The sequence below is a fragment of the Dactylosporangium sp. NPDC049140 genome, assembly GCF_040648435.1.
In genome coordinates, this window is record NZ_JBEZDS010000001.1 from 1 (window position 1) to 24,409 (window position 24,409).

Annotated in this window: 22 protein-coding genes, 1 pseudogene and 1 riboswitch; of the genes and pseudogenes, 6 read left to right on the plus strand and 17 right to left on the minus strand. The window is 73.2% G+C overall.

Annotated elements, in window-relative coordinates; translation table 11 throughout:
- The 8 genes from groEL to AB0B76_RS00040 form a co-directional block, all read right to left on the minus strand.
- The coding region (gene groEL / locus AB0B76_RS00005; RefSeq protein ID WP_360366702.1) for a chaperonin GroEL at window positions 1–665 on the minus strand (665 nt) is incomplete at its 3' end.
- A gap of 240 nt (window positions 666–905) precedes the next feature.
- Entirely contained in the window at window positions 906–1,898 is a 993-nt protein-coding gene (locus AB0B76_RS00010) for a Gfo/Idh/MocA family oxidoreductase (protein WP_360366705.1), read from the minus strand.
- Window positions 1,895–3,328, minus strand: coding sequence for an NDP-hexose 2,3-dehydratase family protein (locus tag AB0B76_RS00015; protein WP_360366708.1), 1,434 nt, complete (start codon window positions 3,326–3,328; stop codon window positions 1,895–1,897). Before AB0B76_RS00015 ends, AB0B76_RS00010 begins: the two co-directional genes overlap by 4 nt.
- The gene (locus AB0B76_RS00020; protein WP_360366711.1) at window positions 3,325–4,482 is read right to left on the minus strand and encodes a nucleotide disphospho-sugar-binding domain-containing protein; all 1,158 of its coding nucleotides are present in this window, start codon (window positions 4,480–4,482) and stop codon (window positions 3,325–3,327) included. Before AB0B76_RS00020 ends, AB0B76_RS00015 begins: the two co-directional genes overlap by 4 nt.
- The gene (locus AB0B76_RS00025; protein WP_360366714.1) at window positions 4,482–5,738 is read right to left on the minus strand and encodes a cytochrome P450; all 1,257 of its coding nucleotides are present in this window, start codon (window positions 5,736–5,738) and stop codon (window positions 4,482–4,484) included. Before AB0B76_RS00025 ends, AB0B76_RS00020 begins: the two co-directional genes overlap by 1 nt.
- A gap of 52 nt (window positions 5,739–5,790) precedes the next feature.
- Window positions 5,791–6,921 carry a nucleotide disphospho-sugar-binding domain-containing protein gene (locus tag AB0B76_RS00030; protein ID WP_360366717.1) on the minus strand — a complete coding sequence of 377 codons (1,131 nt, stop codon included), beginning with the start codon at window positions 6,919–6,921 and terminating at the stop codon, window positions 5,791–5,793.
- Between the two features lie 84 nt (window positions 6,922–7,005).
- A complete protein-coding gene (locus tag AB0B76_RS00035; protein WP_360366720.1) occupies window positions 7,006–8,013 on the minus strand; it encodes a class I SAM-dependent methyltransferase in 1,008 nt (335 codons plus the stop codon).
- A gap of 2 nt (window positions 8,014–8,015) precedes the next feature.
- Entirely contained in the window at window positions 8,016–8,339 is a 324-nt protein-coding gene (locus tag AB0B76_RS00040; RefSeq protein WP_360366723.1) for a TcmI family type II polyketide cyclase, read from the minus strand.
- Window positions 8,340–8,456: 117 nt separating this feature from the next.
- Here AB0B76_RS00040 and AB0B76_RS00045 point away from each other — a divergent pair, with 117 nt between their 5' ends.
- Genes AB0B76_RS00045 through AB0B76_RS00055 form a run of 3 tightly spaced genes read left to right on the plus strand, consistent with a single transcriptional unit; the run spans window position 8,457 to window position 11,595 of the window.
- The gene (locus AB0B76_RS00045; protein WP_360366726.1) at window positions 8,457–9,134 is read left to right on the plus strand and encodes a hypothetical protein; all 678 of its coding nucleotides are present in this window, start codon (window positions 8,457–8,459) and stop codon (window positions 9,132–9,134) included.
- Window positions 9,131–10,381, plus strand: a complete 1,251-nt coding sequence (locus AB0B76_RS00050; protein WP_360366729.1) for an FAD-dependent oxidoreductase — start codon at window positions 9,131–9,133, stop codon at window positions 10,379–10,381. The genes AB0B76_RS00045 and AB0B76_RS00050 overlap by 4 nt, the downstream gene beginning before the upstream one ends.
- Window positions 10,382–10,425: 44 nt before the next feature.
- On the plus strand, window positions 10,426–11,595 hold the full coding sequence (locus tag AB0B76_RS00055; protein ID WP_360366731.1) for a class I SAM-dependent methyltransferase: 1,170 nt from the start codon (window positions 10,426–10,428) through the stop codon (window positions 11,593–11,595).
- Window positions 11,596–11,646: 51 nt separating this feature from the next.
- Here AB0B76_RS00055 and AB0B76_RS00060 read toward each other — a convergent pair.
- From AB0B76_RS00060 to AB0B76_RS00075, 4 genes and pseudogenes are all read right to left on the minus strand, one after another.
- A pseudogene (locus AB0B76_RS00060) lies at window positions 11,647–12,357 on the minus strand (SRPBCC family protein).
- A 22-nt stretch (window positions 12,358–12,379) separates the two neighbouring features.
- Window positions 12,380–13,591: a ketosynthase chain-length factor gene (locus AB0B76_RS00065; protein ID WP_360366734.1), complete on the minus strand. Its 1,212-nt coding sequence runs from the start codon at window positions 13,589–13,591 to the stop codon at window positions 12,380–12,382.
- Entirely contained in the window at window positions 13,588–14,859 is a 1,272-nt protein-coding gene (locus AB0B76_RS00070) for a beta-ketoacyl-[acyl-carrier-protein] synthase family protein (protein ID WP_360366737.1), read from the minus strand. The genes AB0B76_RS00065 and AB0B76_RS00070 overlap by 4 nt, the downstream gene beginning before the upstream one ends.
- Window positions 14,856–15,281, minus strand: coding sequence for a cupin domain-containing protein (locus AB0B76_RS00075; protein ID WP_360366740.1), 426 nt, complete (start codon window positions 15,279–15,281; stop codon window positions 14,856–14,858). Before AB0B76_RS00075 ends, AB0B76_RS00070 begins: the two co-directional genes overlap by 4 nt.
- 326 nt (window positions 15,282–15,607) lie before the next feature.
- Between AB0B76_RS00075 and AB0B76_RS00080 the strand changes: the two genes are divergently transcribed.
- Together AB0B76_RS00080 and AB0B76_RS00085 are read left to right on the plus strand one after the other, a co-directional pair.
- Window positions 15,608–16,756: a nucleotide disphospho-sugar-binding domain-containing protein gene (locus AB0B76_RS00080; RefSeq protein ID WP_360366742.1), complete on the plus strand. Its 1,149-nt coding sequence runs from the start codon at window positions 15,608–15,610 to the stop codon at window positions 16,754–16,756.
- A 202-nt stretch (window positions 16,757–16,958) separates the two neighbouring features.
- On the plus strand, window positions 16,959–17,774 hold the full coding sequence (locus AB0B76_RS00085) for an AfsR/SARP family transcriptional regulator (RefSeq protein WP_360366745.1): 816 nt from the start codon (window positions 16,959–16,961) through the stop codon (window positions 17,772–17,774).
- 153 nt (window positions 17,775–17,927) lie between these two features.
- On the opposite strand, the gene AB0B76_RS00090 is transcribed toward AB0B76_RS00085, so the two are convergent.
- From AB0B76_RS00090 to thrC, 4 genes are all read right to left on the minus strand, one after another.
- Window positions 17,928–18,134: a cold-shock protein gene (locus AB0B76_RS00090; RefSeq protein WP_360366748.1), complete on the minus strand. Its 207-nt coding sequence runs from the start codon at window positions 18,132–18,134 to the stop codon at window positions 17,928–17,930.
- Window positions 18,135–18,412: 278 nt separating this feature from the next.
- Window positions 18,413–20,086 carry a phenylacetic acid degradation protein PaaN gene (gene paaN, locus AB0B76_RS00095; protein WP_360366751.1) on the minus strand — a complete coding sequence of 558 codons (1,674 nt, stop codon included), beginning with the start codon at window positions 20,084–20,086 and terminating at the stop codon, window positions 18,413–18,415.
- A gap of 76 nt (window positions 20,087–20,162) precedes the next feature.
- Window positions 20,163–21,173 carry a GNAT family N-acetyltransferase gene (locus AB0B76_RS00100; protein WP_360366754.1) on the minus strand — a complete coding sequence of 337 codons (1,011 nt, stop codon included), beginning with the start codon at window positions 21,171–21,173 and terminating at the stop codon, window positions 20,163–20,165.
- A 306-nt stretch (window positions 21,174–21,479) separates the two neighbouring features.
- Window positions 21,480–22,748, minus strand: coding sequence for a threonine synthase (thrC, locus tag AB0B76_RS00105; protein ID WP_360366757.1), 1,269 nt, complete (start codon window positions 22,746–22,748; stop codon window positions 21,480–21,482).
- 13 nt (window positions 22,749–22,761) lie between these two features.
- Window positions 22,762–22,901: riboswitch (SAM riboswitch) on the minus strand.
- A gap of 96 nt (window positions 22,902–22,997) precedes the next feature.
- On the opposite strand from thrC, the gene AB0B76_RS00110 reads away from it, so the two are divergent.
- The gene (locus AB0B76_RS00110; protein WP_360366760.1) at window positions 22,998–23,921 is read left to right on the plus strand and encodes a glucosyl-3-phosphoglycerate synthase; all 924 of its coding nucleotides are present in this window, start codon (window positions 22,998–23,000) and stop codon (window positions 23,919–23,921) included.
- Here the strand turns inward: AB0B76_RS00110 and AB0B76_RS00115 are convergent.
- On the minus strand, window positions 23,903–24,385 hold the full coding sequence (locus tag AB0B76_RS00115) for a hypothetical protein (protein ID WP_360366763.1): 483 nt from the start codon (window positions 24,383–24,385) through the stop codon (window positions 23,903–23,905). The genes AB0B76_RS00110 and AB0B76_RS00115 overlap by 19 nt on opposite strands.
- Between the last annotated feature and the right edge of the window lie 24 nt (window positions 24,386–24,409).

The following is a 24,409-nucleotide window of genomic DNA, read 5'->3' on the forward strand; positions in this document are numbered from 1 at the left end:
TCGACGATGAGGATGTAGGGGTCGTCGAGGACGGCCTCCATCCGGTCGCTGTCGGTGGCGAAGTACGGGGAGATGTACCCCTTGTCGAAGCGCATACCCTCGGTGAGCTCGAGCTCGAGGCCGAAGGTGTTGCTCTCCTCGACGGTGATGACGCCTTCCTTGCCGACCTTGTCCATCGCCTCGGCGATGATCTCGCCGACGGTGTTGTCACCCGCGGAGATGGAGGCGGTGGAGGCGATCTGCTCCTTGGTCTCCACGTCCTTGGCGAGGTTGGCCAGCTCGTCGGCGACGGCGGCGACAGCCGCCTCGATGCCGCGCTTGAGGGCCATCGGGTTCGCGCCGGCCGCGACGTTGCGCAGGCCCTCACGGACCAGCGCCTGCGCGAGCACGGTGGCCGTCGTCGTGCCGTCACCGGCAACGTCGTCGGTCTTCTTCGCGACCTCCTTGACCAGCTCGGCGCCGATCTTCTCGTAGGGGTCCTCGAGCTCGATCTCCTTGGCGATGCTCACACCATCGTTGGTGATGGTGGGCGCGCCCCACTTCTTCTCGAGCACGACATTGCGGCCCTTGGGCCCGAGAGTCACCTTGACGGCGTCGGCGAGCTGGTTCATGCCCCGCTCGAGACCGCGGCGGGCCTCTTCGTCGAACGCGATAATCTTGGCCATTCGGCGTTGTCCTCCTGGACACTCACGATTCGCCACGACCCACGCGGGGCCGGCGGCGCACCGCCTGCTTGCGCACCTTCGAGGACCCAGTCGGGATCCCCGGCGGTCGGGCCGGATAGCCCGCGACGACCAGCCTCTCGATGGTTGCCCACCGGAGGACTGCACCGTCCCGACCTTGGCACTCACCGGTTGCGAGTGCCAAGTCCTTGTTTAGCACTCTGGCCCGGCGAGTGCAAGCAATCAGGCAACCTCGGGAGGTGAATCCGAAGGCGACGCCCGCCGTGCGCTGCGCCGCACCTCATCGACCAGTTCGGCGGTGTGCAGCACGGCCGGATCGGGCTCGTGGCGGCCCTCGCGCACCTGCGCCGCGAAGGCCGCGCAGGCCTGCCGGAACTGGTCGTCGGCGGGCAGGCGCTCCTCGTGCTCGCCGAGGGCGTCGGTGATGCGCACCACGGGCTCCAGCGTGGCTGGGGCCGTGAACGCCCGGTCGAGCAGCAGCCGGCCGGTGGAGCCCCAGGCCGAGTACCACGACCCGTAGGCGTGCTCCATGCCGAACCGGACCGTCACCATCACCCCGCCGCCGGCGAGCAGCAGCGCACTGCCCGCCACGTCGACGCCGGTCCGCGGGTCCTCCCGCAGGGTGGCCCCGACGAGGGTGAGCTCGCCGAAAAGGTCCTGGGCGGCCCGGATCAGGTACACCCCGAGATCCAGCAGCGCCCCGCCGCCGAGCCGCGGCGAGTAGCGGATGTCGGTCGCGGGCAGCGGCGGGATGCAGAACACGGCGTCGAACGAGCGCGGTGACCCGATCCGCCCGCCGGCCAGCAGTTCCCGGACCGCGCGGTGCTGGGCGTGGTACGGGAAGACGAAGTTCTCCCGCAGCACGAGCCCGCGCCGCTCGGCCAGCTCGAGCAGGTCGCGGGTGTCCGCGGCCGAGGCGGTCAGCGGCTTCTCCGCGAGCACGTGCTTGCCGGCCTCCAACGCGGCCCGCGTCCACTCGTGGTGCAGGCCGGTCGGCAGGGCAAGGTAGATCGCGTCCACGCCCGGGTGGGTGAGCAGATCCTCGTAGCCCACCGGTTCGCCGCCGAACTCGGAGGCGTACCGCGCCGCCTTGTCCTTGTCCCGGCTGGCGATCGCCGCCACGACCGTGTCGGGGCCGGCGACCAGGGCCGGCAGCGCCTTGCGTTGAGCGATGCTGCCGCAGCCCAGCACGCCGACCCGCAGCGGGGCGCTCACCAGGCCCCCCGCAGGCCGGTCACGAGCGTGCGGGCCTGCACGTTGACGTAGTGGCTGTGGCGCAGCAGGTCGGCGAGCTGGTCCAGGGTCATCCAGCGGTGGTCCGGGGTCTCCTCGAGCTCGATGTCGTCGGCCGGCTCGACCACGACGTAGCGGCTCTCCGCGCGATGGAAGCGGCCGCCCTCCTCCGACAGGACGGTGTCGTACCGGATGCTCTCCGGCGGCGCGCCGAGCACCACGTCGAGGTAGGCCGGGCGCTCCTGCGCGGGGCGGTGCCCGTAGCTGTCCGGGGTGCACTGCACCGTCGGGGCGAGCTCGACCACGTCCAGGTAGCCGGGCTCGACGCGGGCGTTGACCAGCACGTGGAGCACGTCGTCGATCCGGCGCGCCAGGAACGCGGCCAGGCCGTGCCCGTGCGGCTCCAGCAATGGCTGGCGCCACGCGGCGATCTCGCGGCCGCGGGCCTCGACGTCGACCGCGATGACGCTGAAGTACCGCCCCTCCTCGTGCGAGATCGCGTCGTCGGTGCGGTGCCACTGCTCGACCTGGTTGAGCGGGACCAGCCGGGTGACGACCTCGTGCCGGCTCTGGCAGTCGGTGATCCAGCTCATGATCTCGCCGGTGGTGTGGCGGGCCCGCTCGCCGGTCAGCGAGTGCACGATGGCCGCGGCCCAGTCGTCGTCGGCGTGCGAGAACACGCCCTCCAGGCCGGGCCCGGAGAAGGGCAGGCAGGACAGTACCGTGCGGGAGTCCATATTGATCATGTTGTCCACGGCGAGCAGCCGGTGCAGCTGGCCGATCGTGACCCAGCGGAAGTCGTCGCCGAGCGGCACGTCCTCGTCGACCTCGACGATCATGTTGCGGTTGCGCTTGCGGAAGAACCACGAGCCCTGCTCGGACTGCAGCACGTCGGCGACGACCTGCTCCGGGCGGGCCTCGCGGAAGTACTGCAGGTAGGGCACCGCCCGCCCGCCGTGGACCTGCATGTAGTTGCTCCGGGTGGCCTGCACCGTCGGCGAGAGCTGCAGATCGTTGCAGTTGCCCGGCTCGGTCTTGGCCTGCATCAGGCAATGCAGCACCCCGTCGAACTCGCGCACCAGGATGCCCAGGATGCCGATCTCGGGCTGGTGGATGATCGGCTGGCTCCACTGCCCGACCGGGCCGTAGTCGCTGCGCACGTGCAGGCCCTCGATGAGGAAGTACTTGCCGCTGGCGTGGCCGAGGTTGCCGGTGGTCGCGTCGAAGGACCACTGCCCGAGCTCGGCGAAGGGAATCCGGCGTACCTCCTGGCGCAGGGCGGCCGAACGGCCGGCCCACCAGGCGTGGAACTCGTCGTTGGGGGTGACGCGGCTGTCCAGGGCGATCGCCGAGCGGGCGATGCGCTCGGCGAGCGAGACCCGCAGGTCCCGGACGCCGGTTGCGGTGTTCATGGTTGGTCTCCGATCCGTTGACTGGTCAGCGCCTCGATGCGGCGCAGGACTTCGGTCGGGTCAGGGGCGGCCGCGGACTCGTCGCGCAACACCGCGGCGCGGGCGGCGAAGCCGGGGCCGGCGAGCAGGTGCTCCACGGCGTCGCGCAGCTCCTGGTCGCCGGGGTCGGGGCCGCCGAGGTCGAGCCCGGCACCGGCCTTCGCGAGCTGGGCGGCGTTGAGCCGCTGGTCGGGTACACCCGGGCAGATCACCTGCGGCACGCCCAGCACCACGGCGGTCATGAAGGTGCCGCCGCCGCCCGGCGAGACGATCGCCGCGCACCCGGGCAGGAGCTGGGCCAGCGGCGCGTGCTCCAGCAGCACGACATTGTCGGGTACGGCGCCGAAGCCGGCCCGGTCCCGCTCGGCCACCGTGACGACCACGTCGGCGTCGAGCTTGGCGAGCGCGCCGACCACCCGGGCCGCGTCGCTGCCGCCGCCGCCGTAGCGGCCGAGGACCGAGCCCCACGTCACGCAGACCCGCGGCCGGTCCGTGGCGCGCGGCAGCGGTCCCGGCCAGATGGCGTCGCGGTTGTACGGCACGTGCCGCACCGCCTGCCGCGGGCCGTCCGGGTCCAGCTGCAGGCCGGGCGGGCAGGGGTCGACGGTGAACGCGCCGCGCGGGTCCGGCACCGCGACCCCGGCCTTCGCGGCCAGCGGGGCCAGGGCCTCGGCCTCCCAGCCGCGCAGGGTCTGCGGGAAGTCGATGCCCCACAGGTGGCGCACGTGCGGCAGGCCGAAGCGGGCGGCCACGATCGGGGCGGCGTACGTGGTCGGCTCGTGCACGATGACGTCCGGCCGCCACGCCTCGACCAGCTCGGTCAGGCCGGGCAGCATCGCCCCGGCCATCGCCGTGAAGATCGACAGCGGGTGTCCGGCCGGGCGCCCGGCGGCGCGCGCCCGCGCCGGCCCGCCGGGCATGTTCGGGATGAGGGCCGCCAGGTCCACGTCGGTGCCGATGCGCGCGGCCGGCAGCCCCGCCGCGCAGATCTCGGGCACGATGGCGGGCTGGCCGGCGACCAGGACGTCGTGCCCGGCGAGCCGGGCCGCCCAGGCCAGCGGGATCATCGGGTGCAGGTGGGACGGCCACGCCCAGCTGGTGAAGAGGATGCGCATCAGCGGGCGCCCGCCCGGCCGAGGACCCGCCCGGGGTGCACGGGCAGCGCGAGCGGGGCCCGCACGATGGGGCTGTGCTGCCAGCGAACCTCCCGCGGCGGTACCGCCAGCGTCAGCTCCGGGCACCGGGCGGCCAGCGCGGCCAGGCCGGCGCTCGCCTCGACCCGGGCCAGCGGCGCGCCGAGGCAGTAGTGGGGCCCGTGCCCGAAGGCCAGGTGCCGCGCGTCGGAGCGGCCCAGCAGCAGCCGGTCGGGCTCGGCGTTGGCGGCCGGGTCCCGGTTGGCGGCGGCGAAGGAGACCATCACCGGGTCACCCGGGAGCAGCTCCACGCCGGCGATCCGCACCGGCTCGGTGGGGAACATCCAGAACGACGTCTTGACCGATCCGTCGTACCGCAGCAGTTCCTCGACGGCGTCCCCGCAGCGCCCGGGCTCGGCGTGCAGCGCGCGCCAGCGGCCCGGGTCGGCCAGCAGGTGCAGCACGCTGGTGGCCAGGAACCCCAGCGTGGTCTCGTAGCCGCCGATGAGCAGCACGAACAGCATCGAGCGCAGCTCGGGCTCGCTGAGCCGGTCGCCATCGGCCGCCTCGGCCGCGAGGGTCGAGACGAGCCCCTCCCCCGGCGCCCGGCGGGCCTCGGCGATGAGCCGGTCGAAGTACGCGAACAGGTTGCCGACCGCGGCCTGGCGCCGCCGGGCCGACTCCTCGGGGCCGGCCCGGGTGTCGTCGGCGACGACGGCCCGGATCCAGCCGCGGAACTGCTCGCGGTCGCCCTCGGGCACGCCCAGCAGCTCGCAGATAACCATCGCCGGCAGCGGCTCGGCGAACGCGGTCACCAGGTCGGTCTCGTCCCGCCCGGCGAGGGCGTCGACGAGGCCGTGGGCGAGCCGGTCGACGTGGGCGCGCATCGCCCGGACCGGCCCGGGCGCGAAGACGCCGGACACCAGCCGGCGCAGCCGCGCGTGGTCGGCGCCGTCGGTGATGCCGACGTGGGGCGCCATGACCCCCGGGTCCGCGGTCGGGTTGGCCCGGTTGGCGGCGAGCCAGTCGGCGCCGGCGTTGCGCGGGTCGCGGCTCATGCGCGGGTCGGCGAGCAGGGCCCGGGCCTCCGCATACCGGGTGACGAACCAGACCCACCGCCCGTCGCCGGTGCGGGCACGGTGCACCGGCGCGGCTTCGCGCAGCCCGGCGAGGTACGCGTACGGGTCGGCATCGTGCTCATTCGCAAACGGATCGGGCAACAGGTCGACGGCGGTCATGCCGGCACCCCCGCGAAAGCCGCAAACGGACCGGGCCGCAGGTCGACGACGGTCATGCCGGCACCCCCGCGAGCGCCCGCGCCTCCAGTGCCGGCACCAGGGCCGGAGGCGCCGGGGCGGCGGCGTTGTCCGCCGCGAGGCGGGCCGCGGCCGGCCGCGCGGCGGGATCGTCGAGCAGCTCCCGCACCGCGGCCCGCACCGCAGCCGGCTCGGCCTCGGCGCCGGGCAGGCAGCGCCCCGCGCCGGCCGCGGCCACCCGCTCGCCGTGGTCGAAGTTGTCGTTGACGAACGGCAGCGCCAGCTGCGGCACGCCGTGCGCGGCGCAGGTCATCGTGGTGCCGGCCCCGCCGTGGTGGACCGCCACCGCGGCGCGCGGCAGCACCTGGTCGAGCGAGAGCCAGCCGGCCGCGACGACGTGCGCCGGTAGCGGCCCCAGCTGCTCGCGCACGGCCGGGTCGACGGCGAGGGCGACCGCGAGGCCGAGGCCGCCGAGGTCCGCGACGATCCCGCGCAGCAGCTCCTGCACCGCGGGCGCGCGGCCGAGGAAGGACCCGGCGGTCACCACGGCGAGCGGGCGGCCCGGATCGGGGATGTCCGCGGTGACGTCGGCGGCGCCGTTGTAGGGCACGTAGCGCATCCGGACGCCGGCCGGCTGGTCGGGCAGCTGCAGCTGCGCGGGGCAGACGTCGAGGTACAGCGACTCGCGGGGCCGTCCGGCGAGGCCGAAGCGGGCGTACACCGGCGCCAGCTCCGCGTGCGCGGCCTCGTGCAGTTCGCGGCGGCTGGCGATGCCGTAGGTCTGGATCGCGTACGGCACCCCGTGCGCGGCCGCGGCGATCGGCCCGGCGTACTCCGTCGGCTCGGTCAGCAGCAGGTCCGGCCGCCAGCGTCCGACCAGCCCGGCGAGGCCGTCGACGGTCCGGGCGGCGAGCCGGCCGAAACCGCGGCCGGTGCCGGTCAGCAGCTCCAGCCGGTCCGTCGCCGGCTCCGGGCGCATGACGGCCCGCGGGTCGAAGGGGTCGGTCGCGGCCACGACCGGCAGGCCGGCGGTGGCGGCGTAGGCGACGAACGGCTCCGGCGTGGCCACCAGCACGTCGTGGCCGGCCGCGCGCAACGACCAGCACAGGGGGACGAGGGGCAGGAAGTGTCCGTGCGCCGGACACGTGGTCACGAGCACTCGCATGCGAAAACTCCAATGCGAACCGGGGGTGCGGGCCCGCGGCCCCGTCGGGGGACCGGCCGCGGGCCCGGAGCGGGGCGGGTCGGGTCAGGCCCGCTCGGCGACCAGCACGTGGAACGGCAGCCCGGGCACCTGCCGCTGGACGATGTTCGTGAAGCCCGCGGCGGTGATCATGTCGTGGTGGGCCTGCTGCGAGTGCACCTCGCCGGCGGCCGTCCACGACAGCATGAGGATCGAGAAGAGGTACGGCTCCGGGTCCTCGGCCGGCGAGCCGTCGCGCACGAAGCTCACCACGCCGAGCCGGCCGCCGGGCCGGAGCGCCTGCGCGGCCCGGGTCAGCAGCTCGGTGCAGCGCTGCTCGTCGAAGTGGTGCAGCACGTTGGTGACCAGCACCAGGTCGTGCGGGCCCTGATAGTCCACCTCGAACATGTCGCCGGCGATGAACCCGGCCCGGTCGTGCACCCCGAGCTCGACCGCGTGCTTCTCGGTGATCGGCAGGACGTTGTCCCAGTCCAGGCCGGTCACCCGGGCCTGCTGGAAGCGCCGGGCCAGGGTGAAGCCGTAGAGGCCGTGCCCGCAGGCCACGTCGAGGATCGACAGCGGGTCGTACCCGGCCGCCCACGGCTCGAGCAGGTCGCCCATGACCGCCGCGGTCGGCAGGGTGACGGCGGAGGCGAACTCCGCAAACGTCTCCCAGTAGGCGAAGCCCGGCGTCTCGGCGTTCTGCTCCTCGACGGTGCCGCCGTTGCGCACGGCATCGGCGAGCCGGCCCAGCGAGTCCCACTCGAAGCGGCTGACCACCACCCGGGTCATGTCGCCGAGGTAGCCGGGGGCGGAGCTGACCAGCACGTCGGCCGCGCCCTCGGCCAGGGCGTAGCGCTCCCCGTCCGCGGTGAGCAGCCCGACCGCGGCCAGCGCGTCGAGCAGGATGCGCATGCCGCGCGGGTCGGCCCCGGCGCGTTCGGCCACCGCCGCGGCGGTGCCGGCGCCCTCGTGCACGGCGTCGAAGACCCCGAGCTCGACGGCGGTACGCAGCAGGCTGGTCCTCTTGTAGGCGCGCATCATCTCGTTGACGCTCGCGCGAGTCACGGTCATGGCTACTCCGCCGACCATTCGTAGAACGGCTTCGCCTCGGCGTCGCGCATCGTCGGCCACTGCGGGTCGTACGGCGTGATGAGCGTCGACATCTGCCGGTTCACCTCCTGGAACAAGGGGTGTTCACGGTTCTCGTACAGCCGCTGCCGGAACTCGCCGTCGGCCTCGACCAGGTGCAGGTAGAGGCCGCGGAAGCCGTACAGGGTCCGGCGTTGCGCGCCGATCTGGCGGGGCAGGTCGGTGCCGTCGTGCGCCCCGAACACCTCGGCGATCTTGGGCTCGTTGCCGTCCGGCAGGCGGCCGATCATCAGAATCTTGTGCTTCACGCCGCCATCGTGGCAGCGGCGCATGGAGCATCGATTGACTCCGACCGGACCGGGCGGCTCAAGGACGGCTCCAGAGTCGTCAAGGAATACTCCAGGGCCGCCATTTACGTTCCGCACATGGCCATTACCGCTTTCGATCGGCCCGGTTCCGGCCGGGCCGGGTCGCGTCCACCCGATGTCCCGGACGGCTGCGGAGCCCTGCGCGCGGCGGCCCGGGAGCCGGTGGCCGCCGTGCTCGCCGCCGCCCTGCTGGAGCCCCTCGCCGAGTCGGCCCGGCGGCGCTGCGACGCGGCCCTGGACGGCATCGTCGCGGCCGGTCCCCCGGCCGACCTCCGGGACCGGCTGGGCCTGCCGCTGGCCGCCGGCACCGTCGCCGACCTGCTCGGTGCCCCGGCCCACCGGCAGGCCCCGCTGCTCGCCTGGGTCCGCGGCGACCTGTCCGGCGAGGAGCTGCTGGCCGCGCTGCGCCACCTGATCGCCTCGCCCGACGTGCTCGACAACGGCCTGCTCATCCACTGCATCCGCGGCATCCGGGCCGGCGCCCTCGACGCCGAGGAGCTCGTGCGGGCCGCGACGGCCCTGCTGGCCACCGCGCCCGCGCTGGCGGACCGGCTCATCGCCGCCCTGACCGAGGCCGCACCGACCAGGACGGGCGGCCCCGAGGAGCTGCTCGGCGCGGCGCCGGTGCGGCTGGTCACGGAGATCGCCGGGCGGGCCACCGCGCGGCGCCTGCCCGGGCTCGCGCCGGTCCCCGGCGACGGGCGGCTGGTGACGTGGGCGGAGGCGCGGCGATGACCCCGGAGACCGACTGCTGCGTGGTCGGCGGCGGACCGGCGGGCCTGTTCCTCGGCCTGCTGCTGGCCCGCTGCGGCGTGCGGGTCACGGTGCTGGAGAAGCACGGCGACTTCCTGCGCGACTTCCGCGGCGACACCGTGCACGCCTCGACGCTGCGCCTGCTCGACGAGCTGGGCCTCGGCGAGCGGTTCCAGAAGATCCCGCACCAGCGGCTGGACCGGGTGCGGGTCCAGCTCGACGGGGGCACGTTCGTGATGCCCGACTTCACGCGCCTGCCGCCGCCGTACTCGTACCTGGCCATGGCCCCGCAGTGGGACCTGCTGAACCTGCTCGCCGAGGCGGGCGCGGCCGAGCCCACGTTCCGGCTGGTCATGCGGGCCTCGGTGACCGGGCTGTGGGAGGACGGCGGGCGGGTGGCCGGCGTCGAGTACACCGACGCGGACGGGCAGACGCACCGGCTCGCGGCCGCGCTGACCGTGGCCTGCGACGGGCGCTCGTCGACCGTGCGGCGGCTGGCCGGGCTCGACGGGTACCGGCAGAACTTCGGCGCCCCCGAGGACACCCTGTGGTTCCGGCTGCCCCGCTTCCCGGACGACCCGACCGGGCTGGTGATCCGCTTCTCCAACGGCCGGGGCATGGTGCTCGTCGACCGGGGCGACTACTGGCAGGTCGCGTACCTGATCCAGAAGGGCTCCTACGAGCGGCTGCGCACCCAGGACGTCGACGTGGTGCGGCGCACGGCCGTGGCCCTGCTGCCGTGGCTGGCGGGCCGGATGGGCGAGCTGGCCTCGTGGGACGACGTGCGCGTGCTCGACGTGCGCATCGACCGCCTGCGCCGGTGGTACACCCCGGGCGTGCTCTGCATCGGCGACGCCGCGCACGCCATGTCGCCGATCGCCGGCGTCGGCATCAACCTCGCCGTGCAGGACGCGGTGGCCACGGCCCGCATGCTCAGCGGGCCGCTCGCCGCCGGCCGGGTCCCGACCGTGCGGCAGCTCGCCGCGGTCCAGCGCCGCCGCTGGTGGCCGACGGTCGTCGTGCAGGGCCTGCAGCGGGTGATCCAGCGCGACGTGTACCCGGCCGACACCCCCGACGCCGAGCAGAACATCGGGCGCACCAATGCCCGGCCCGCGCCGCCGATGCGGCTCATGCAGCGCTTCCCGGCGCTGGGCGGCCCGCCGGCCCGGCTGGTCGGGCTCGGCCTGGTGCGCGAACGCCCGCCGCAGTCGGCACTGCGGACGCCATGAACCAACCAGCCGCCATGAACCAACCAGCAGCAGAAGGAGATCGCATGACGGAACAGGAGACGGTCGAGGCGTTGATCCTCGCCGTGGGCGGCCGCCCGGACGACGTGCGCGCCGCCGTCGACCGCCTCGGGGCCGGGCCGGTCGCCGAGGCGGTCGTGGCGGAGCTCCGCTTCCGCGCCGCGCCCCCGGCGGACCTGCCCGAGGTCAACGTCCAGCTCGACCTGGTGCACGGCGACCGCACGCTCGGGTTCGTCGTCACCCTGTCCGGCAAGGGCGCCACCGCCGACGCCGGGCAGGACCCGGACGCGCCGATGTGGGTGTCGTACGAGCTGGCCGACCTCGTGCGCGCGGTCTACGGCCCGTCCGGCGGCCGGGCCGGGCACACGCGGCGGGTGGAGCTGCGGCTCGGGCGCGACGAGTCCGGGCCGCCGAACCCGAAGGCGTACCTCGTGAAGCTCGAGCCGGTCTCGCGGGCCGTGCACGCGCTCTTCGGCGCCGTCGACCCGGCCGAGCCCGACCTCGGCGACCTGGCGGTGCGTTACGCCACCGACAAGTGGGGCGGCCTGCACTGGTTCACCCCGCACTACCAGCGCCACTTCAGCGAGCTGCGGGACGAGCCGGTCCGGCTGCTCGAGATCGGCATCGGCGGCTACGAGCAGCCCCACCTGGGCGGCGGCTCGCTGCGCACGTGGAAGCGGTACTTCCGCCGGGGCCTGATCTACGGGCTGGACATCTTCGACAAGTCCGCGCACGACGAGCCCCGCATCACCACGCTGCGCGGCGACCAGAGCGACCCGGCGTACCTTCGGGAGATGGCCGAGCGCTACGGGCCCTTCGACATCATCGTCGACGACGGCAGCCACATCTCCGGGCACGTCCTGGTGTCGCTGCGCACGCTGCTGCCGTACGTGCGCCCCGGCGGCTACTACGTGGTCGAGGACCTGATGTTCTCGTACTTCCAGGGCTTCGGCGGCAGCCCGACCGACCTGAACTCGCCGGACACGTCGGTCGGCTTCCTCAAGACGCTCGCCGACGGCCTGCACTACGAGGACCGGCCCGGCCTCGACCCGGCGCAGGCACGGTACTTCGACCGCCACATCGGCGCCGTGCACTTCTACCGCGGCGTGGCGGTCATCGAGAAGTCGGCCAACGCCGAGGGCTCCCTGCCGCCGTGGATCCCGCGCTCGGGGATGCCGCCGCGCCCCGCGCAGTAGCCCGGACGACACGAAGGGGGCCCGCCGCTCGGCGGGCCCCCTCTCGTGCGTTCAGCGTGCGGCGGCCGCCTCGACGAGCGACTTGATCCGGCCCAGCTGCACCACGCTGTTCTTGTTGATCCGCGCGGTCATGCCGGCGTCGTCGACGGGCGCGGACGGCTTCATCGCGAAGTCCTGCACCCAGCGCATCCGGACCCCGCCGGGCACCTCGGCGTAGTCCCAGTGGATGCGCATGTACTCGAACGGGCCGGTCTCCACCCGGTGCGCGCTGACCGTGCGGGCCGCCGGGTCCGGGGTGCGCTCCGACACCCAGCTCCAGACCCGGCCCTCCTCGTCGGGGTGCATGGTGAGGCGGAAGCGGATCGTCTCGCCCTCCCGCGCCAGCACCTCGGCCCCGGCGTACTCGCTGAACAGCTCCGGCCAGCCCGGCACGTCGTTTGTCATCTTCCACACCAGGTCCATCGGCGCGTCGATGACGATCTCGTTCTCGGTGTGTCCGGCCACGGCTCAGGCCGCCAATCGGCCGGAGTGCAGCAGGTCGACCGTGGCCTGCAGGCTGGTCTCCTTCTCGACCAGGCCCTCGGGGATCTCCCGGCCGGTGCGCTGGGTCAGCCGGGCGGTGATCTCCAGCACCGCCAGCGAGTCCAGGCCGATCTCCTCGTACGTGGCGCTCGGCGCGGCGCCCTCCACGTCGACGCCCGCATCGGCGCCGGCCACTTCCCGGACGACCTGGCGCAGGTCATCGACGGTGAATTCGGACATGGTCCGTCTCCCTTCCTCGAAATCAGACTGCGAAATCCCGTGACAGCACCAGCGCCGCGTTGAACCCGCCGAAGCCGCGGGCCACCACGAGGGCGTGGCGCAGCGGGGCCGGCCGGGCCGCGCCGAGGACGAGGTCGAGCTCGTAGTCCCCGGCCGGCGCGGAGGTGCCGGTCGTCGGCGGGATCACCCCGTCGCGCAGGGCCAGCAGGGCCGTGGCGGTGTCCAGGGCCGAGCCGCCCGCGTAGAGCCGCCCGGTCATGGACTTGGGCGCCGTCACCGGCACCCCGCGCGGGCCGAAGACCGCGCGCAGCGCCTCCGCCTCGCGCCGGTCGGGCTCGGGCGCGCCGTGCGCGTCGGCGAAGACCACGCCGATGTCGCCCGGGTCGAGGCCGGCGTCAGCCAGGGCCAGCTCGATCGCCCGCCGCAGGCCCGGCGGGCGGGCGGAGCCGGGCGCCGGGTCGAAGGTGGCGCCGTAGCCGGCGAGCCGGCCGTAGACGCGCGCGCCCCTCTCGGCGGCGGCCGCGGCGGACTCGAGGACCAGGATCGCGCCGCCCTCGCCCGGCACGTACCCGGCCGCCGCGGGGTCGAAGGGCCGGTACCGGCCGTCGCCGCTGAGCAGCCCGCTCGCGCCCTGGCAGACCAGCGCGTACGGCGACAGCGGGGCCTCAGTGCCGCCGGTGAGCACGAGCCGCGAGCCGGTGCGCAGGGCCCGGCGGGCGTCGGCGATCGCGTCGAGGCCGCCCGCCTGCTCGGTCACCCGCACCCCGCAGGGGCCGCGCAGCCCGTGCCGGATCGACAGCTGGCCGGTGGTGGCGGCGTAGAACCAGGCGATCGACTGGTACACGCCGACGAACTGCGGCCCCTGCCCCCACAGCTTCTGGATCTCCTGCTGGCCGAACTCGTTGCCGCCGGACGAGCTGGCGGTGATGACGGCCAGCTCGTAGTCGGGCAGCTCGGCGAGGTCGGCCCCGGCGTCGCGCAGCGCCAGCTCGGCACCGCCGAAGGCCAGGTGCGTCCAGCGGTCGGTCTGCACCGCCAGCCGCCCCGGCACCCCCTCCTCCGCGGTGAACGCGGCGACCTGCCCGGCGACGCCCACCGGGAAGCCGCCGGGGTCGAAGCGGGTGATGGGCGCGATCCCGTCGCGTCCCTCCAGCGTCGCCGCCCAGTACCGCTCGTGCCCGACCCCGGTCGGCGCGACGATCCCCAGCCCGGTGAAGACCGCGTCCGCGCTCATGCCGCCACCGCCCGGTCGGCGGTGAGCACCACGGCGCTCTGGAAGCCGCCGAAGCCGCTGCCGACGCTCAGCACCGCGTCGACCCGCCGCTCGCGCGCGGTGAGCGGCACGTAGTCCAGGTCGCACTCGGGGTCGGCGTGGTGCAGGTTTGCGGTCGGCGGCACGACGTTGCGGTCGATCGCCAGCGCGCACGCGGCCAGCTCGATGGAGCCGATCGCGCCGAGGGAGTGCCCGACCATCGACTTGATCGAGCTGACCGGGGTGCGGTACGCGTGCCCGCCCAGGCTGTCCTTGAAGGCCGCGGTCTCGTGGCGGTCGTTCTGCTTGGTGCCCGAGCCGTGCGCGTTGATGTAGTCCACCGCCTCCGGGGCGAGGCGCGCCTCGTCGAGGGCCCGCCGGATCGCCTCGGCCATCTCGCGGCCGTCGGGCTTGAGGCCGGTCATGTGGTAGGCGTTGCTGCGGCTGGCGAAGCCCGCGATCCGCCCGTACACGTGCGCGCCCCGCCGCCGGGCCGCCCCGGCCTCCTCGAGCACCAGCACGGCCGCGCCCTCGCCGAGCACGAACCCGTTGCGGGTGCGGTCGAACGGCCGCGAGGCGTGCGCCGGGTCGCCGTTGTCCGGCGAGGTGGCGCGGATGGCGTCGAAGCAGGCCACGGTGATCGGGGAGATCGGCGCGTCGGTCGCGCCGGCCAGGACGATGTCGGCCGCGCCCTCCTGGACCAGCCGGAAGCCGTGCCCGACCGCGTCGAGGCCGGAGGTGCACCCGGTGGAGGTGAGCGAGACCGGGCCCTCGGCCCCGGCCAGCCACGCCACCTCGCGCGCGAGCGAGCTCGGCACCAGGTAGTCGTAAAGCTGCTCGACCGCCCGCGCGGGGTCCACCACCCAGTTGCGGCCGCCGGCGCTGACCTCGACGTAGTGGTCCTCGAGCTTGATCGTGCAGCCGACCGCGCTGCCGATGCTCACCCCGACGCGCTCGGGCCGCACCTGGTCGAACTCCACCCCGCTGTCGCCGAGCGCCTCCCGCGCGGCGACCAGGGCGAACTGGGCGGCCCGGTCGAGCGTGCGCGCCTGCTCCGCGCTGAGCCCGTGCGCCGCCGGGTCGAAGTCGACCTCGGCGGCGATGCGCGAGCGGAAGCCCGCCGCGTCGAACAGCGAGATCGCGCGGGTCGCGGTGCGGCCGGCGGTGAGCAGGTCCCAGAAGGCCTTGCGGCCCACGCCGCCGGGGGCGACCACGCCGATGCCGGTGACGACCACCTCGCGCCCGCTCATTCGGCCGGCGCCAGCCGCAAGGGAGCCTCGCCGGGGTTGGGCTGGGGCTCGGTGTCGACGTGGCCCAGCTCGGGGCGCGGCGCCAGCGGGCCGAGGTGGAAGACCACGAAGGCCTCCGTGGTGCCGCGGTTCTCGACCCGGTGCCGTGCCTCCCGGGCCACGAAGACGGACTCCTCCGGCCCGAGCTCGACCGGCTCGCCGTTGAGCCGCACGGTCACCTCGCCCCGCACGACGAAGAGGAACTCCTCCGAGTACGGGTGGTAGTGCTCCGAGACGAACTCGCCGGGCTGGAGCGTCAGCGCGCCCATGAAGCCCGAGGTGGCCCCGACGGTGGCCGGGCCGAGCAGGACCCGCAGGTCGCCGCCGCGGCGGCGGTTCGGGGTCGCGTCGGACAGGCGGACGGCCGGTGATGTGTTGTTCACGATCGATCTCCCCTTGCCGGGTCTCAGCTCGCGGGTGGCCGGTGCCATGCCTGCACCGGCGCCCGGCCTCGAACACGAGCGATCGTTCCAGCGGCCTCTGGACCAGCCCTCGCGGCGAACTTGAACGCGGGCCGCGCGGCCCCGGCCGGCCGCGCCGGGCGAGGGGCGGCGGCGCTGCTGGACCGGCCTGTTCCGAGGCAGTCCCCAGCCTGGACGTGGCGTTCGTCACGCGTCCGTCATAAGTCCGGGAGGGCGTCGCGCCGCTCCAGTTCGGCTCCAGTGCGGTTCTGCATATTCACAGGGACGAACGTATCGGGGAGGTATCAGTGCGAGTCCTTTTCACATTGGCGGCCGCGGAGGCCCATCTGTATCCGCTCGTGCCGCTGGGCTGGGCCCTGCGGGCCGCCGGGCACTCGGTGCTCATGGCGACGAGCGCGGACTTCGTGCCGGCCGTGACCGCGACCGGGCTGCCGGTCGCGGCGGTGGCGGAGGAGGTCGACCTCGTCGGCTGGCTCCGTCCGCCGGGGCCGCCCGCGGGCGCCGCCCCGGCCGGGCCGCCCTCACCGCCCTCGCCGGGTGAGATGGCCGCGCGCACCGGGCGGCGCTTCGGCGAGCTGGCGGTGCGGGCGCTGCCGGGCACGCGGGAGCTGGTCGGGCGGTGGCGGCCGGACCTGGTCGTCGCCGAGCCGGCCGAGTTCGCCGGCCCGGCGGCCGCGACCGAGGCCGGGCTCCCCTGGGTCCGGCACCAGTGGGGGCTGCCGCTGCGCCCGGAGCTGGCCGCGAACGGGGCCGAGGCGGTGGTCGCCGGGGGCGGCGCGTGGGCCGGGCCCGCGCGGACGCTTGACGTGTGCCCGGACAGCGTGCAGTACCCGGGCGTGGACGGCGGCCTGCGGATGCGCTACGTGCCGTTCAACGGCACCGCGGTCCTGGAGCCGTGGCTGCTGGAGGCCCCGACCCGCCCCCGCGTGCTGCTCACCCTGGGTACGATCCTGCCGCGCGACGAGCGCGCGGAGCCGCTGTGGCGCCGGCTGCTCGACCGGCTGACCGGGCTCGGGGCCGAGGTGCTCATCGCGGTGCCTGACCGGCACCGCGAGTCGCTCGGCCCGCTGCCGGACGGGGTGCGGGCGGGGCGGGTGCCGCTGTTCCAGGCCCTCGCCGGGTGCTCGATGATCGTGCACCACGGCGGCTCGGGCACGGCGATGACGGCGATGGCGGCCGGGGTGCCGCAGGTCATCCTGCCCCACTTCGCCGACCAGTTCGGCAACGCCGAGCGCTTCGCGGCCGTGGGCGCGGCCCGGGCGCTGGCGCCGCACGAGGCCACCGACGCCGAGCTGCGGGAGGCGTGCGAGGCGGTGCTGACCGACCCGCGCCACCGGCAGGCGGCCCGGGCCGTGGCGGACGAGAACGCGGCCGCGCCCGACCCGCACGAAATTGCCGGGCGACTGCCGGCGGAGTTTGTGGCGGTACCGAACTGAGGTTTCGAAGAATATACGCACGGCAGTGTCTTGCAATGCAAATTCATAGTACGCAACTTTGGCGGAAGTCCCCTGACCTGGCAATACATCACCAGGGCCGCCGAACCCACATAAAGACCCGCGGAGGTGTAATCTCGGTCTACGATAGAGAGATGTCAATCTTGTGACATTGTTGAACGCGCACTAACTGCGGGGAGTTTTCGTGCATTTTCGCGTCCTGGGCCCTCTGGAGGTCGAGCACAACGGGAAAGACCTGACACCGCGGGCGGCGAAACAACGCAAGGTCCTGGCGGCACTGTTGCTGCAGGGCAACCGCCCGGTCAAGATCTCCGAGCTCATCCGAGAGCTCTGGGACGACGATCCGCCGGCGAGCGCGGTGAACACGCTGCAGACCTACGTCCTGCGCATCCGGCGCATGCTCGACGCCGCGGCGGCCGACGGCACCCGCCCTTCGGGCAAGAACGTCCTGCTCACCGCGCCGGTCGGATATCAGTTCCGGCTCGGGCACGGACAGCTGGACCTGCACGACTTCGAGCGGCTCTCGGAGGCCGGCATCGAGGCCATGCAGCACGACCAGTTCCACATCGCGGCCATGCAGTTCCGGGCCGCGCTCGAGCGCTCGCGCGGGCCGGCGCTCGCCGACGTGCAGACCGGACCGCTGCTCGGCGTCCACGTGGCCCGCCTGGCCGAGCAGGTGCTGCGGGTGCGCGAGCTGCGGATCGAGGCCAACCTGCGCCTCGGGCGGCACGCCATGCTGATCAGCGAGCTGACCGGCCTGGTGGCGGAGCACCCGACCCACGAACGGTTCCACGGCCAGCTCATGGTCGCCCTCTACACGGCGGGCCGGCGCGCTGAGGCGCTGGACCTCTTCCGCCGGCTGCGCGCCTCGATGGTGCGCGAGCTCGGCCTCGAACCGGCCGACTGGCTCACTCGGCTGCAGCACGCGATCCTCACCGGGGATTCGGGCCCCCTGAACCCGGTGGCGACGCCTGCCTATCAGGCCGCCTCGTCCTGGTGACCGCGGATCATCGCAGATCCGTCGTAGTCCGCAATTCCCGCCCGGGGTCGTGAAGCGCGCGATTACCAATAAATCGGGCACCGGAGAAAGGACTCAGGGCACCGTTCCTCATCAATGAGGACGGTGCCCCGGCGGGTTTACGGGAGTAGCGGGTCAGGCCATCAGCAACTTGACCTGCTCGGCCTGCGGACCCTTCTGACCCTGCGCGATCTCGAACTCGACCCGCTGTCCGTCCTCCAGCGACTTGTAGCCGTCCATCTGAATCGCGGAGAAGTGGACGAACACGTCCTGCCCCCCGTCGACCGCGATGAACCCGTAGCCCTTCTCGCTGTTGAACCACTTGACGGTGCCCTGTGCCACGGTGCACTTCCTCTACTTCGGTCCTACTGCCTTCCGGCTGGCTGTGGGGACCAGCCCGGGCCTGCCGACCCACAGCCGCCGGGTCCGGGGGTGGAACCGACGAAGGAACGACGACCGAACCGCACGGTACAGGAGTGACCCGACCGCCGACAGGCCCAAATCGGACAGCAAGGTCACGAATCAAACAGTACGAAAAGGTCGCCGAGCATGCCTTCTCGGCGACCTTTCCTTGCCGGGTCAAGCATCGCCCGGCGACTACGTGTTAGTAACTTTCGGCGCTACACGTGACGGCGTGACTGAACCACGCGGAAGCGGCTCGCGACGTAGGCCGCGTCGGTCAGCGCGGCATTGGCCGCCGGATTGGCACCGCTGGCGTGGAAGTCGGAAAACGCCGCCGACTGGTTCACGAAGACGCCGCCCGTAAGGTTGACTGACAGATGCACACCAGCAAGTAGAGCGGCATCTTCCATGGCGTCGAGGACCTCCGGCGATGTCGAATACACCGAAGCGGTCAATGCGCCCTTCTTGCCGACGGTGTCGGCAAAGATCCGCAGACTGCCCGCCGTGGAATCGGTGGCGACAACGAAGGAAATGGGCCCGAACCACTCCGATCCATAGGTTTGCTCATCGCCCGCGCCGAGTTTCCGGATGAGCGGAGTGCGGACCGTCGCCGACGCATATGCGGGGTGTGAAACGTCTGAGGATTCGAGCACTCCGTCGCCGATCGCCGCGGCTTTCTGGAGCCTTTCCAGAACGCCCTCGTTCACGATTGCGCCGGTGAGTTCCACGCCCTTGGCGGGGTCGGCGGTGAGCGCCGAGACGGCCCCGGCAATGCCCTGGGCGACGTCGTCGAGGCTCTTGTGCCCCTCGTTCGTGGCGATGCCCCCGGCGGGCACGAGAATGTTCTGCGGAGTGGTGCACATCTGCCCGGAGTACAACACCAACGAGAACCCGATGTTGCGGCACATTCCGGCGAAGTCGTCGGTCGAGTCGACCACCACGGTGTTGACGCCGGCCTTCTCGGTGTAGACCACGGCCTGGCGGGCGTTGTCCTCCAGCCAGTCGCCGAACTCGGTCGAGCCGGTGAAGTCGATGATGCGCACCTCGGGGCGCAGGGCCAGCGTCTTGGCCAGCCCCTCGCCGGGCGCCTCGGCGGCCAGCAGCACGAGGTTGGGGTCGAAGCCGGCGTCGGCGAGCGTCTCGCGGACGATCTTCACGGTGATGGCCAGGGGCAGGACGGCCCGGGGGTGCGGCTTGACGATCACGGGGTTGCCCGTGACCAGCGACGCGAAGAAGCCCGGGTACGAGTTCCAGGTCGGGAACGTGTTGCAGCCGACGACCAGGGCGGTCCCGCGCGGTACGACATGGAAGGTCTTGGCCATGTGCAGCGTCTGACCCTTGCCGGCGGGCTTCTGCCAGTCGGCGGTGGCCGGGGTGCGCGTCATCTCGCGGTAGGCGTAGGCGACCGCCTCGAGCGCCCGGTCGAACGCGTGCGGCGCGCCGGCCTGGAACGCCATGACGAAGGCCTGGCCGGTGGTGGCGTGCACGGCGTTGGCGAGCTCGAACGCGGCCTTGTGCAGCCGCGCCAGGATCTCCAGGGCGACGCCGGCACGGGCCCGGGGGCCGGCCGCGCGCCACGCGGGCATGCCCTCGGCGAGCGCGGCGAACGCGGTGTCGAGGTCGAGGTGGGGGTAGCGCACGTCGAGCGCGATGCCGAAGGGCGAAGTCTCGGTCGCGACCCAGTCGGTGATGCCGGGCTGGTCCTTGAGCGGGAAGTCGGTGCCGAGGTAGGCCCGGAACGCGGCCTCGCCGTCGGCGGCCGCGTGCTCGCCGTAGATGCGGGGGCTGGGCGACTCGGGATAGTTGGACCAGTACGCACGCTCGGCGATCGCGGTCAGCGCCCGCTCCAGCGTGTCGGCGTGGCTGGCGAACATGGGGTGTGAGTTCTCCATGGCGCCATCCTGCCACCGCGGAGCGGGCCCGCCGACCATCTGACGAGTTCCCGCGGCCGGGCAACCCCGGGTGATCTCAGGGTGCGATCGCACCCTGCCAGTTCGCCCAGTGATCGGCGAAGCGGAAGCCCATCGCCTCGTTGATGGCGATCATGTATGAGTTGTCGGCCGCGTTGAAGGTGTCGATCGTGGTCACCGCCGGCTCGGCCGCGCGCATCGCCCGCAGGTTGGCGACCTTGGCCACGAGCCCGAGGCGGTGGCCGCGGTGCGCCGGGTGCACGAGGGTGATCAGCTGCCAGGCGTGCCAGCCGACGGTGCGGGTGACCCGGATCGCCGTCCACGCCACCAGCCGGCCGGTCGCCTCGTGCACCAGGCCGGCCTCGTAGCGCCGCGCCCCCCACGCGACGTACGCCGCCTGCTGGGTGCGGAGCCGCTCCGCGTCGACCCGCTCCGGCTGGTAGTCCAGCTCGCCCATCGGGGTCTCCTCCAGGAAGGAGCTGTCCAGCGCGGCGAGGTCCTCCACGTACTCCTCCGGCAGGGTGGCGCCCCAGTGCACGAGGGCGTACCCGGCGGACTTGGCGACGCCCTCGGCGTACAGCCGGTCGAGCGTTCCCTCGTCGACGTCGGCGAGCAGCAGCCGGCGCCGCGCGTCGAGCAGGCGATTGGTCACCCCGGCGGCCTCGGCGAACCCGCTGGAGCCGGCCGCGACCGGGCTGAAGCCGAGCACGCCGGTGCGGCCGTCGGCGCGGGCGGCGGCGGTCGCGTGGGCGAAGAGGGCCCGGCCGATGCCCTGGCGGCGGTGGGCCGGGTGCACCTGGACGTCGACGTGGGCCTTGTCGAGGTTGTCGTGGCGGGGCAGGTCGAGCTCGGCGACGCCGACCGGCTCGTCGCCGTGCCGGGCGAGGAAGCGGCGGCGGACCGCGCGCGGCGGCGGTATCAGCCACTGCATGTCGTACTGGTAGCGGCAGTTCGGCGGCAGGTCCGGCAGGTCAGCCCGGACGGACTCGTTGACGATCTCGAACACCGCGTCGACGGCCGCCGGGTCGTCGGCGCGCACTTCGTCGATCTCGAGTGTTGATTGGGCCATGCCCGCCAGGGTGGCTCCGGGCGAGCGGCCACGGCAAACCATTTATGCCCGGAAATTGGTCGAGAGGACGCTCGCCAACACCTCCGGTGTTGTGGTCGCGGACCCAGGGGTCCGAGGCGACGCGTCCTCCCGCACCGAGCATCCTGAACCCCGGGCCCTGGGGCGTCAAGTCACCCATCCGACGATCCGCGCACCGCCGGTCACGCTCGGTGTCGACCGCCTCCCCAACTCGGACGAGGTGGTCCTCGTCCGAGCGTGGAAGCGCTCTCCGCAGTTCAACGCTCGGTGATCGCCGCAGTTAAAAAATCATCCGAGGAGGCCGGCCTCGCGGGCCGCCTTCAGCGACGGCTTGACCCGGTGCGTGGGGCCGACCAGGCCGGCGACCGCGTCGAGGGTCTTGAGGCCGTCGCCGGTGTTGAAGATGACCGTCTCGGCGTTCGGGTCGAGCCGGCCCGACTCGACGAGCTTCTTGAGCACCGCGGCGGTGACCCCGCCGGCCGTCTCGGCGAAGACGCCGGCGGTGCGGGCCAGCAGCTGGATGCCGGCGCGGATCTCGTCGTCGCCGACGTACTCCATCCAGCCGCCGGTGCGCCGCACGGACTCCAGCGCATAGACCCCGGCCGCCGGGTCGCCGATGTTGAGCGACTTGGCGATGCCGGTCGGCTTGACCGGGATGATTTCGTCGGTACCGTCGTGCAGCGCCTTGGCGATCGGGTTGCACCCGGCCGACTGGGCGCCGAACACCTTCCACTCGGTCGCCGGGACGAGCCCGATCTCGACCAGCTCGGTGAACGCCTTGTCAATCTTGGTGAGCAGCTCGCCGCTGGCCATCGGGATGACCACCTGGGCCGGGATGCGCCAGCCGAGCTGCTCGGCCACCTCGTACCCGAGGGTCTTGGAGCCCTCGGCGTAGAACGGCCGCACGTTCACATTGACGAACGCGGTGTCCTCGAACTCGTCGGTCTCGGTGAGCTCCGAGCACAGGCGGTTGACCTCGTCGTAGGAGCCCTCGATGGCGACCAGCTCGCCGCCGTACACGGCGGTCATGACGACCTTGCCGGGCTCCAGGTCGGCCGGGATGAACACGGTCGAGGGCACGCCGGCCCGCGCGGCGTGCGCGGCGACGCTGTTGGCGAGGTTGCCGGTGGAGGCGCAGGAGTACCGCGTGAAGCCCAGCGCCTTGGCCGCGGTCAGCGCCACGGAGACGACGCGGTCCTTGAACGAGTGGGTCGGGTTGGCCGAGTCGTCCTTGACGTACAGCGGCGCGGTGAACCCGAGCTCCTTGCCCAGCCCGTCGGCGCGCACCAGCGGGGTGAGGCCCGGGTCGAGGGTCACCCGGCTCTCCGGGTCGATCCCGACGGGCAGCAGCGGCGCGTAACGCCAGATGTTCTGGGGGCCCGCCTCGATCTGCTCCCGGGTCACCTTGGCCAGCGCCTCGGCGTCGTAGCCGACCTCCAGCGGGCCGAAACACTCGTAACACGCGTGCTGCGCGGCGAGCGGGAAGGTGGCTCCACATCCGCGGCAGACGAGGTTGCGGGCGGGTGAGCCGGTGAAGACGCTGAGCGTCGAGGTCATGGCGGAGGCCTTCCTCTCATCTTTCCCAGGCCGCACGGGCGTGCGCCGGGACGGATTTGGCACCTACCGCGACGAGCCTCGTCTTCGAGCAGCGCGTCGCAGGGGTTGCCGGGGCTTCATCGGGCCGTATCCCTCTGCCCCTCTGGATGAGGTATTGAGTTGTGATGTGGTGCTCAGACGAGTGTAAGGGGCACCACCGCCCGCCGGGTATGAGTCATCTCACGAGGTGGGCGCGGCTAGCGTTCACTCATGCACCCGATCGCGGCGGACTGGTTCGCGCGGCGCACCTCCCGCTGGTCCGACTGGCCGGCCGACGAGGTGCTCGCGGCGAAGGGCGACACCCGGGTCAGCGTGGTGCTGCCCGCCCTCGACGAGGAGCCGACGGTCGGGGAGATCGTCACCGGAGTGCGCTCCCTGGGCCCCATCGTCGACGAGCTGATCGTGGTCGACTCCGGCTCGGTGGACCGCACCGCCGAGGTCGCCGCGGCCGCGGGCGCCACCGTGCACCACCGCGACGACATCCTCCCGGCGACCGGCTCCCGGCCGGGCAAGGGCGAGGTGCTGTGGAAGGCTCTCGCGGTCACCAAGGGCGACATCCTGGTGTACGTCGACGCCGACCTCACCGACTTCCGCCCCCACTTCGTGACGGGCCTGCTGGGCCCACTGCTGGCCGACCCGGCCACGCTGATGGTGAAGGCGTTCTACGACCGGCCCCTGCTCGACGTCTCCGCGGCCGGCGGCGGCCGGGTGACCGAGCTGGCCGCCCGCCCGCTGCTCAACGCGCACTTCCCGGAGCTCGCGGGCGTGGTCCAGCCGCTGGCCGGCGAGTACGCGGCCCGGCGGACGCTGCTCGAGTCGCTGCCGTTCGCGGCCGGCTACGGCGTGGAGACGGGCCTGCTCGTCGACGCCTGGCGCGCGCACGGCCTCGACGCGGTCGCCCAGGTCGACCTGGGCCAGCGCACCCACGGCCACCAGGACACGGCCGCCCTGGGCCGCATGGCCGCCACGATCCTGCAGACGATCAACGCCCGCATCTCCCCGAGCCACGCCCTCTGGCCGACGCTGACGCAGTTCGAGCGCCGGAACTCCGCGGTGGTACCCCACGAGACGCCGGTCGCCCATCCGGACCGCCCCCCGATGCGGACCGTCCCGGGCTACGCCGCGTCGGCCTGATCCGCGGGGACGAAGCGCCACAGCTGGGCCGTCGCGGTACCGGCGCCCAGAATCGCCATGATCAGCGCGCCCCACTCGGCGCTCAGCAGCCACCACGGCGTGTCGATTATCGCGACCGGGGCCTCGCCGGTCAGAGAGCCCACCACGAGGACCACGGTGACGAGCAGCATGAGGACCAGCAGCAGGACCGACGTCAGCCGCAGGACCCAGGCACCCGTGCGGCCGCCGAGCCGGGCCAGGGCCGCGCTGCCCGCCGCCACTGTCGCGCCGAACGCGCTCGCGATCGCGCCGATCAGGGTGAAGATCTTCGCGGTCTGCGCTTCCACCGGGCCCTCGGTGAGGTTCGAGCTCTCGGCGAAGTGCGTCCACTGGAAGATGTGGTCCTGGTCGTAGTACAGCCCGGCCGCGAGGGCGGCGAGCCCGGCGGCGAGGACGCACGCGCCGGCTAAGGCGGAGATCCGCATGGACGGGCACCCTACCCGCCGGTA

Excerpts from the sequence above, each read along its gene's own strand:
- paaN (WP_360366751.1), bottom strand. The coding sequence starts at position 20,086 with ATGGAGAACTCACACCCCATGTTCGCCAGCCACGCCGACACGCTGGAG.
- AB0B76_RS00015 (WP_360366708.1), bottom strand. The coding sequence starts at position 3,328 with ATGAACACCGCAACCGGCGTCCGGGACCTGCGGGTCTCGCTCGCCGAG.
- AB0B76_RS00100 (WP_360366754.1), bottom strand. The coding sequence starts at position 21,173 with ATGGCCCAATCAACACTCGAGATCGACGAAGTGCGCGCCGACGACCCG.
- AB0B76_RS00020 (WP_360366711.1), bottom strand. The coding sequence starts at position 4,482 with ATGCGCATCCTCTTCACCAGCTGGGCGTGGCCGTCCCACCTGCACCCG.
- AB0B76_RS00030 (WP_360366717.1), bottom strand. The coding sequence starts at position 6,921 with ATGCGAGTGCTCGTGACCACGTGTCCGGCGCACGGACACTTCCTGCCC.
- AB0B76_RS00050 (WP_360366729.1), top strand. The coding sequence starts at position 9,131 with ATGACCCCGGAGACCGACTGCTGCGTGGTCGGCGGCGGACCGGCGGGC.
- AB0B76_RS00025 (WP_360366714.1), bottom strand. The coding sequence starts at position 5,738 with ATGACCGCCGTCGACCTGTTGCCCGATCCGTTTGCGAATGAGCACGAT.
- AB0B76_RS00110 (WP_360366760.1), top strand. The coding sequence starts at position 22,998 with ATGCACCCGATCGCGGCGGACTGGTTCGCGCGGCGCACCTCCCGCTGG.
- thrC (WP_360366757.1), bottom strand. The coding sequence starts at position 22,748 with ATGACCTCGACGCTCAGCGTCTTCACCGGCTCACCCGCCCGCAACCTC.
- AB0B76_RS00070 (WP_360366737.1), bottom strand. The coding sequence starts at position 14,859 with ATGAGCGGGCGCGAGGTGGTCGTCACCGGCATCGGCGTGGTCGCCCCC.
- AB0B76_RS00055 (WP_360366731.1), top strand. The coding sequence starts at position 10,426 with ATGACGGAACAGGAGACGGTCGAGGCGTTGATCCTCGCCGTGGGCGGC.
- AB0B76_RS00065 (WP_360366734.1), bottom strand. The coding sequence starts at position 13,591 with ATGAGCGCGGACGCGGTCTTCACCGGGCTGGGGATCGTCGCGCCGACC.
- AB0B76_RS00115 (WP_360366763.1), bottom strand. The coding sequence starts at position 24,385 with ATGCGGATCTCCGCCTTAGCCGGCGCGTGCGTCCTCGCCGCCGGGCTC.
- AB0B76_RS00045 (WP_360366726.1), top strand. The coding sequence starts at position 8,457 with ATGGCCATTACCGCTTTCGATCGGCCCGGTTCCGGCCGGGCCGGGTCG.
- AB0B76_RS00035 (WP_360366720.1), bottom strand. The coding sequence starts at position 8,013 with ATGACCGTGACTCGCGCGAGCGTCAACGAGATGATGCGCGCCTACAAG.